Source organism: Rhodococcus sp. EPR-134 (genome assembly GCF_001647205.1).
GTDB lineage: Bacteria > Actinomycetota > Actinomycetes > Mycobacteriales > Mycobacteriaceae > Rhodococcus_F > Rhodococcus_F qingshengii.
In genome coordinates this window covers 1-7,938 of the sequence record NZ_LVCT01000066.1, presented here as the reverse complement: position 1 = coordinate 7,938, position 7,938 = coordinate 1, and the positions used below count along the sequence as shown (strand labels likewise).

At 62.9% G+C, this 7,938-nt stretch carries 6 protein-coding genes; 2 read left to right on the top strand and 4 right to left on the bottom strand.

Annotated features, from left to right (window positions below; translation table 11 throughout):
• Nucleotides 1-59: 59 nt before the first annotated feature.
• Nucleotides 60-587 (bottom strand): cupin domain-containing protein, encoded by a 528-nt coding sequence (locus A2J01_RS03320; protein ID WP_042920280.1) that lies wholly within the window; start codon nucleotides 585-587, stop codon nucleotides 60-62.
• 152 nt (nucleotides 588-739) lie between these two features.
• Between A2J01_RS03320 and A2J01_RS03315 the strand changes: the two genes are divergently transcribed.
• Complete coding sequence (locus A2J01_RS03315; protein ID WP_042920278.1) at nucleotides 740-1,312, top strand: TetR/AcrR family transcriptional regulator; 573 nt, start codon at nucleotides 740-742, stop codon at nucleotides 1,310-1,312.
• A 121-nt stretch (nucleotides 1,313-1,433) separates the two neighbouring features.
• Entirely contained in the window at nucleotides 1,434-3,296 is a 1,863-nt protein-coding gene (locus tag A2J01_RS03310) for a DUF2339 domain-containing protein (RefSeq protein ID WP_064111934.1), read from the top strand.
• Here A2J01_RS03310 and A2J01_RS03305 read toward each other — a convergent pair.
• From A2J01_RS03305 to trmB, 3 genes are read right to left on the bottom strand one after another with little or no spacing between them, the layout of a single operon-like run.
• Nucleotides 3,271-6,210: an MMPL family transporter gene (locus A2J01_RS03305; protein WP_007734492.1), complete on the bottom strand. Its 2,940-nt coding sequence runs from the start codon at nucleotides 6,208-6,210 to the stop codon at nucleotides 3,271-3,273. The genes A2J01_RS03310 and A2J01_RS03305 overlap by 26 nt on opposite strands.
• 10 nt (nucleotides 6,211-6,220) lie before the next feature.
• The gene (locus A2J01_RS03300) at nucleotides 6,221-6,928 is read right to left on the bottom strand and encodes an NYN domain-containing protein (protein WP_003945733.1); all 708 of its coding nucleotides are present in this window, start codon (nucleotides 6,926-6,928) and stop codon (nucleotides 6,221-6,223) included.
• Entirely contained in the window at nucleotides 6,925-7,683 is a 759-nt protein-coding gene (gene trmB, locus A2J01_RS03295; RefSeq protein WP_064111932.1) for a tRNA (guanosine(46)-N7)-methyltransferase TrmB, read from the bottom strand. The genes A2J01_RS03300 and trmB overlap by 4 nt, the downstream gene beginning before the upstream one ends.
• Nucleotides 7,684-7,938 lie beyond the last annotated feature (255 nt).

The following is a 7,938-nucleotide window of genomic DNA, read 5'->3' as shown; positions in this document are numbered from 1 at the left end:
TTCTGCTCCGGTGAGTACAAGCATGAATTTTCCTTCGATCGGTAGGTGCTGACAGTCGGTCAGTGACTTTCGATGCCGAATCCCACACCGTGTGTCTGTGCGATCTCGGCGGTGGCAACGAGATCGAATTCGATCCCGAAGTCTGCTTCTACCCGCGCTGCAACCGATTCCGCGGCGGAACCTGCTTCGGCCAGTAGTTTCGGCATCAGTTCGAACAGGTCTTCCATTCCTCCGGGCGTGATGATTTCGAGAATCCGCGCTGGAGCGTCGTCGGGATTCCACACGGCGTGCCACTGGCCACGCGGTTTGAAGATCATGGCGCCGGTCTCCGCGTAGACGACCTCGTCTCCGACCAGCGCTGCGACGCGGCCACTTTGAACCACCGTGTACTCGTCTTCCCGGCTGTGGCGATGGACCGGTGAGGTCATCGAATGCGGAGCGATGCGGTGTTGTACAAGAGAGAAACCGCCCTCGGTTTGATTGTTACGAACCATCATCCGGACGCCGGTGGCCGCGAGGGTCCCGGCGAGGTCTTCGTCCGGTCCGAGGACGGTCGTGGTGGTGTTGTTCGGGGAATTCGGTGACATCGATTCAGTCCTTCGTCGTCGTGAGCGTCGTTGGCCGCGCTCCGGTTTGTTGATTCCCGAATCATGTACCAATCGGTCTAGTGATGCAAGGTTTTGACAATTTATGCACTTCAAGTGTTGTCGATATGTGTACTGATCGGTATATTGAACGTATGTCTACGAGGGATTTGTTGGTCGATGCCGCTGCCGATCTGTTGCAGCGGAAGGGTTACGCCGGAACGGGGGTGTCGGAAGTTCTCTCGGCTAGTGCGACTACCAAAGGTTCCTTGTACTTTCACTTTCCCGGAGGCAAGGAAGAACTCGCAGGCGAGGCTCTGAGACGACGTGGCGAGGCAATGGCCGATTTCATCCGGCACCTGCTGGAGAGCTCACCCGATGCAGCCACCGCGATCTCGGCATTCGCCGCCGCATTGGCTGCGCGTTTGTCGGATTCGGACTACGAACGTGGATGCGCCCTGGCTACGGCAACACTGGATGCCGCAACCGAATCCGAGGTCATCCGCGGTGCTTGTGCGGACGGGTACAACTCATGGCTCGCACTGCTGGCTCAGCGCCTCGAGGCAGACGGTTGGTCCCGCGAAGACGCCGAGTCCGAGGCAATTCTGGCTCTGTCCGCACTCGAGGGCGCGCTGGTCCTTGCTCGGGCGCGTCAGGATCCCGCTCCGCTTCACACTTCGGGTCGGCTTCTGTCCGAACGATTGCGGAACGCGGCACCTCGGCGTTAGTGCCCTGTCAGTCGAGGGTGCTGTCAGTCGAAGGTGTCCTCAGTTGAGTACGAGAAGTCCCCAGGCTGATCGAGTAGTACTACTCATCTGATCGGTTCGGCCACGCAGCAAGCTCGAAGCCATGACCACACCGAGCTCTTCCGCCGTCGATCCGCGACTGGTGACCGCCCTCTCGGCCGAGTGCGACAGCATCGGCCGGCAGTTGCGTCACATGGGCCAGAACCTGTCGATCCTGCAGACTCAGCTGGCCTCGGCTACTGCGACCCCGCCCATGCCGGTAGTCCCGGCACCCGCAGCTCCGGTGCCACAGGTGCCGCAGATGCCGCCAATGCGTTCTCAGCAGAGCGTGCCCGCGTGGCAGCCGCCGACGTATCCGGTTGCCGCACCTCGCCAGCCCTGGTGGCAACGCGACGGTGTCATCAGTCGACTCCTGGCCGCGGCCGGTGTTGCCGTTACACTGATCGGCGTCGTGATGCTGCTGGTACTTGCAGCGCAGGCCGGATTCTTCGGACCTCCGCTGCGGGTGCTCGGCGGTGCGCTCCTTTCCGGCGCCTTGGTGTTTGCCGGGGTGCGGGTCCACGGACGACCAGGGGGCAAAGTGGGGGCAATTGCCCTGGCTGCCACCGGTTTTGCAGGGATGTATCTCGATGTCGTCGCAGCCTCCGTTCTCTACGGTTGGGTGACGACACCGCTCGCGGTGGTGATTGCCTTCGGAATCGCCGCCGCCGGCGTTGCCCTCGCCGTGAAGTGGGATTCCGAATCGCTGGCGCTCATGATCGTTCTGGGAGCAGCGCTGCTGGCTCCCGTGTTGACGTCGGGAATATCGTTGACCCTCATCGGTTTCCTCTTCGCGATCCAATCGGCGACATTCTCCGCCCAGCTCGGTCGTGACTGGAAATACCTGGGCATGGCGCGCACCGCACCGGTGGTTCTCGCACTGCTCGCAGCGATAGCGTCGGAGTCCATCTTCGACGAATCCGGTAACAGTGCAGTGCAATTGGTGATCAGTGCCGGCGTGGTTGCAATCGTGGGGGCCGGCTGCGCGATGGTTATGCAGTGGACGGGTTCGCCCTCGCGTGACGGCATTGCAGGGGCGTGGTCCACCGCTACCTTTGTCGTCTCGTCCCTTCCGCTGATGAGCGTCGGAGCCGTGCTCGGGCGCACCGAATCCGCAGTGCTGTACGGAATTGCTGCGGCACTACTTCTTTCGACTGCAGCGGCGGCCAAGCCTTTGCCGACGCAACTGCGATTCGGACTGGGCGCAACCGGCGCCCTCGCATTATTGCTCTGCTGCTTCTCCGGGGCGACGGAATCTCTGGTCGTGCCGCTGATCCTCACGGTCGGAATGATCTTCCTCGGAGTCTCACTGTATGCGGGTTCGCGCTTCGTCTTCGCCCTCGGCACCGTCTTTGCGGCAATCGGATCGATCGGATACCTCACGACGGTTCCGCCGGAGGCGTTGACGACCGCTCGCGCCGCATCCATGCAACTCGGTGCGATCACGGCACTCTCGAGCCTGACGGCGATAGGTGCACTGGTGATGCTGGTCTGGGCGATTCACCGACTGAAGTTGATTGCCGATTCGAATGCAGCGGTTCTATGGGCGGCCGCAGGGTTCGGTGTCCTCTACGCGGTGACATGCGCGCTCGTCTCATCCGGCGTCGAAATTTTCGACAGTGCAACCGGTTTCGTTGCCGGGCACAGCGTTGCAACCATCGTCTGGATGCTTGCCGCCACGTCAGCGCTGGTGCTCGGATTGAACAACCGCCAGCACGCTCGCGTCTTGCTCGGAGCCGGGCTTGCTCTCACCAGTGCGGCCGTGGCAAAGCTGTTCCTCTTCGACCTGGCCACACTCAGTGGGCTGGTGCGTAGCGTTGCCTTCCTGGTGGTCGGCTTGCTGCTCCTGCTGGTCGGGACACGTTATGCACGAGCCTTCGCCAAGCAGGAGCAGGAGCAGGTCAGCTTCGCTTCTGGCGAGCGATGAGCTCGCTCACGCTGATGGCGCCTGCGTCGTCAGGCCGGTGCCTGCCGGTGGCGTTGTCGTCGCCGTCAGGGGTGGCGTCCGAGACTCGGGGCTCGTTGGTAGGCGAAGGCGAATCCGTGAAAACCCCGTTACGACGCTCCGGAGCGGTCGGTGGAGGCGGCGACTGGGGGGTCGCCTCCACCGAGGTCGGGGCTGAACCGTTTGTTGCAGAGCCGTTGGTAGCACCGTTTGCGGAGCCGTTCCGGCTCGCGCCGTTGGAGCCTGAACTGCTGCTGGCAGCACCGTTGGTCGCCGAACCGTTTGTCCGCGAAGGCGTCCGGACCACCGGCAGTGGACGTGAGGCCGGGGGAGTCTGTTCCCGGGCCCGCAGGTCCGACAACCAACTCTCGATGGGACGCTCGGCCGGCGCAGCGGGCGTGGGGTTTCTGCGCTTGTCGCTGGCATTCGGTTGCGGCCGGTACGAGGGATTGGGCACCGGTGCCTCGATCAGGTTCTGGGGGGCGCTGGCTGCACTCCCGATATCGAGACGACGTCGCGGTGCCGGCTTCTCGGCGGCGGGAGCCTCCGTGTTGGGTGCCTTGATCGCCATTTCGCTGAGCGGAATGGGCTCGGTGAGAGGATCGGGAACGCGAGGTCCGCTTTCCGGCTGTGCAGCCGGGGCAGGCGGCGGCATGACCCGCGAGGCCGCTTCGATCTTGCGCGGCTGACCCGGTCCGGCGATCGCACCGACAGGCGCGATCTGCGGGACGTTCGCGAGTACCAGCTCGTTGTCGAGGATCGGCTCGCCCAGCCCGATCTTCTGCTGGATCCGCTTCATCCAGGCCGGAGCCCACCAGCAGTCGTCGCCGAGCAGTTTCATGGTCGCGGGGACCAGGAACATTCGGATGAGAGTCGCGTCGATGATCAGCGCGGAGATCATGCCGTAGGAGATGTATTTCATCATCACCAGATCGGACAAGCCGAATGCGCCGGTGACCACGATCAGAATCAGTGCGGCAGCGGTGATGATTCGTCCGGTATGTGCCGTGCCGATACGGATGGATTCGGTAGTACTCGCGCCCTGCGCGCGCGCTTCGACCATGCGGGAGAGCAGGAACACTTCGTAGTCGGTCGACAGGCCGTAGACGATCGCGATGATCAACACCAGGACGGGAGACATGATCGGTCCCGGCGTGAAGTTCAAGAGACCGGAACCGTGCCCGTCGATGAAGATCCAGGTCAGGATTCCGAGCGTCGAACCCAGTCCGAGCGCGCTCATCAATGCGGCCTTGATGGGCAGGACGAGCGAGCCGAACGTCAAGAACATCAGCAAGGTCGTCAGCAGGATGACGGATACGACCATCAGCGGCAGACGATCGAGCAATGCGTCGACGCTGTCCTGCTCGATGGCCGGAGTACCGCCGACCAGCACAGTTGTGCCCTCGGGCCAGTCCGCGGACCGCAGATAGTCGATGGTGGGACGTGCCTCGTTCCGCTCCGTCAGACCGGCCTTGAGGACGTTGACACCGTCCTTCGTCGCAACCTCCGGGGTGAACTTCTCGACCAGACCCGGCGCAGCATTTGCGGTCTTGGAAATCTGACCGAGGGTGGTGTTGTCGGCTCCCTCGATGACGAGTCGAACGGGCTCGGTGCGATTGCCGGGGAAGAGTTCGTCGAACTGCGCCTGCGCGACACGCGTGGGGCTGTCCGGGGGCAGGTACGTCTCGTTGATACCGCCGAACTTGATGCCCGTCAGCGGAATGATCATCAGCAGTAGAGCCGCGACGATCGGGACCGCGACCTTGAGCGGATGCTGCATGACCCAGCGGGTGAGCTTGCCCCAGAAACCGTTCTCGATTTCCTCGTTGGTCTTGGTCTGGCGCAGCTTCTTGAAGGTCAGCGCGTCGATCCGCTTGCCGAGAATGCCGAGAATCGCGGGAAGAATCGTGATGGACGAGATCGCGGCAAGCATGACGGCAGCAATGGCGCCGTAAGCCACCGATTTGAGGAAGCCCTGCGGGAACAACAGCAGACCGCCGAGGCTGACGGCAACCATGGTCGCCGAGAACATGACCGTTCTACCCGCCGTCATGACCGTTCGGCGTACAGCGGTCGGGGTGTCGTACCCCTCGGCTATCTCTTCTCGGAAACGGCTGACGATGAACAGTCCGTAGTCGATCGCGAGACCCAGGCCGACCAGAGAGACCACGGGCGCAACAAACGCGTTGACCTCGGTGAAGTTGGTGATCAGTCGAATGATGCCGTTGGCGCCGATGACGGTCAGACCGCCGACGATCAACGGGAGGGCAGCAGCGACGACGCCACCGAAGACGAAGAACAGCAGGACACCGACAGCAGGAATCGCGAGCATTTCCATGCGCTTGATGTCGTTGGCCATCGTGTCGTTGAGCGAATTCGCGACAGGTTGCAGGCCGGCGAGTTGCACGTCGACGCCGTCGATGTAGAACTGCGACTCGACGTCGCGGAAGTTGTTGGACACCGCGGTGTCGTTGTCTCCGGCGATCGCGATGCTGGTGACCGCGTGTTGCTTGGTCTTGTCCGCCAGGGCCGCCACCGAGAGACCGTTGTCGACCTTGAAGTACGAGCCGTTGATCTTCATGATCTGGTCGGGGTTGTCGGCGACGAGTCGCTGCAGATTGTCGATGACCTTCGCTTGGAACTCGGGGTCGTCGACGGTCTTGCCCTCCGGCGCCGTGTACAGCGCCAGAACGTCACCCGTCGTGCTGCGTCCGAACGTGCCGTCAGCGAGTTTGGCAGCCTCTACCGATTCCGACCCCGGATCGTCCCAGCCGCTCTGGCTGAGATGATCCTGCAGGCTCAGGCCGTACGCAGCGAGCCCGAGGAGCCCCGCCACCATGACAGCGATGACGGTGAAGCGGGCTCGATAGACGATGCTTCCCCAGCTGGCGAACACTGATCAACTCCTACTCGGCAACACTTTTTCGCCCGATGAGCAGGGCAGAAAGCGGTCGGAACGGCTGCAACCAGGCGCCCTCGTCGGGCAGGGTGTCCAGGCTTACCCGTGGCAGAGGCTCACGGAAGACACCTGGGATGTCCTCGAGATCGACGAAGTCCAAGATATCGGACGACACAGCCCAGCTGGCGTGTTCACGGAACCCGAGAACCTGGACCGGGATGCCGGTTGCTGCGATGTCCTCAAGAGGTTCGCGGAACGCTTGGCCGTCGGCGGACGCGACCATGATTCCGGCGAGGCCCTCGCCGTACCGGAGCGCGATGTGCTCGAGCATGTCCGAATCGACATCGCTGTCTTCATCGACCTTCGGCTTGGCGAACACCGCGAAACCCACGTTACGCAAGGCTTCGACCCAAGGACGAACGACGTCGGCGCTGCCGGACGCGATGTTGGTGAAGACGGTCGCTTCAGGCTCGAGCGTGCCGCTGTTCTGTGCGGACAGTTCGGCGGTGCGAGAGAGCAGCCAACGACCCAAAGCGTCGAATCGTGGCCGGTAGGCGGCGGTAGGCCGGCCACCGAGGATGGCGCCGAGGCCCATGTCGAGGTTAGGGGCGTCCCAGACCAGAAGCACCCGCTTGGGGTGGCGGGAGTCACGACCGAAGTCGAGAGGAGATTCCGACGACGTCACGTCGTCGGATAGCTGTTCGCTGACGCTCATGCTCTGATCTTCCCCCATATAAGCTCGGTGATTGCACTTCCGACCTTATGGGCTTTGTCCTCGAACTTGGTGACCGGACGCTCGTGGGTCATCGGAGACTCCCAGTCGAGTGCGGTCAGCAGCGGCTCGGCATTGCCGGCTTCTTCGATCCATTCGGCGTACTCGGCGTGATCGGTTGCCACGTGCAGGACTCCGCCGGGCTTGAGGCGGTTGGCGATCAGCGAGAACGTCGGCTCCTGCAGGAGGCGACGCTTGTGATGGCGGGCCTTGGGCCACGGATCCGGGAAGAACACCCGGACGCCTGTCAGGGACTCGGGGGCGACCATGTTCTCGAGTACGTCCATCGCGTCACCGCGCAGTACGCGGACGTTGGGAATTTCTTCGCGTTCGACCTGCTGGAGAAGCTGCGCGAGCCCGGGGCGGTACACCTCGATCGCGATCAGGTTCACGTGCGGTTCCGCCTTGGCCATGGCGGCCGTCGCGGTGCCGGTACCCGAACCGATCTCGATGATCAGGGGTGCTTCGCGTCCGAACCAGGCGTTCGCGTCGAGCGGTGTGTCCGAGACGTCGGCGCCGATGAGCGGCCACTGACGGTCCCAAGCCTGCTGCTGTGCGTCGGTCAGCGCACCCCGGCGAGAGCGAAAGCTGGTCACTCTCGGATGGAGACGGGACCCCTTGGTGTGGTCCGTCTGCCCCGTGTCAGGGGTCTGCGGTGCATGCTGATCGGCTTCGTTCACGAACCCATTGTCACGCATGACCCCCGTTTAGCGCAGACGGGTCTGAAGTTTGAGTTGAGACTTTCCACGGAAAGTCCTGAAACCGTCGACTTTGGACTGTCGGCGAAAGGGTGGTGTCACCTGCCGTCCTTGCCGAGAACCTGACAGAATCTCACCGACACGATGGGGACGTGGGGTGGGGATGAACACAGGATTTGCATGCAGTAATTGGTCACGAATGTTGCCCGCAGAATCGATCGACGACGCCTGCGTGGAGCCGATCGATCAGTTGCG